Raw genomic sequence first — 494 nt, 5'->3', positions numbered from 1 at the left:
TATAAATTTTCATTTTGCTGGTAAATTTTTTTCTAAGAAGGAATATATATTTTTTCTTAAATACATCAAAGAAAATAATTTAAACAATGTAAAATACTATGGTGTGGTAGATGGAAACCAAAAAAAAGCACTTTTTGTTAAAAGTGATATTTTTATTTTACCTACGTATTATCACATTGAAGGACAACCAATTTCTTTAATTGAAGCAATGGCTAATGGCTTAACAGTTATAACAACAAATCATGCTGGAATACCAGATATAGTTAGTGAAAAGAACGGTTTTATTATTGAGCCTAAAAACGAAAAAGCAATTGAAAAAGTCCTTCTTGAATTATCTGGAGATATAAAACAATTGAAAGATATTGCCCTTTTTAACAGAAAATATGTAAATTCAAAATTTAAAGAAATAGATTATATTAAGCGTTTAGAAAAAATATTTAAGGAAGTATAAATCTGAATAAGGAAAGAGTAGAATGAAAAAAAAAATTGTTTTT

Annotated in this window: 1 protein-coding gene; it reads left to right on the top strand. The window is 24.3% G+C overall.

The features are described 5' to 3' along the window. A partial coding sequence (locus ACLWS4_RS37405) for a glycosyltransferase (RefSeq protein ID WP_416876485.1) occupies nucleotides 1–451 on the top strand: 451 nt, incomplete at its 5' end. Nucleotides 452–494: the final 43 nt, after the last annotated feature.

The sequence above is a fragment of the Kitasatospora sp. SC0581 genome (assembly GCF_048159585.1).
In the GTDB taxonomy this organism is placed as follows: domain Bacteria; phylum Actinomycetota; class Actinomycetes; order Streptomycetales; family Streptomycetaceae; genus Kitasatospora.
Note: the sequence above shows the minus strand (reverse complement) of the source record. Positions and strands in the feature narration are given on the sequence as shown.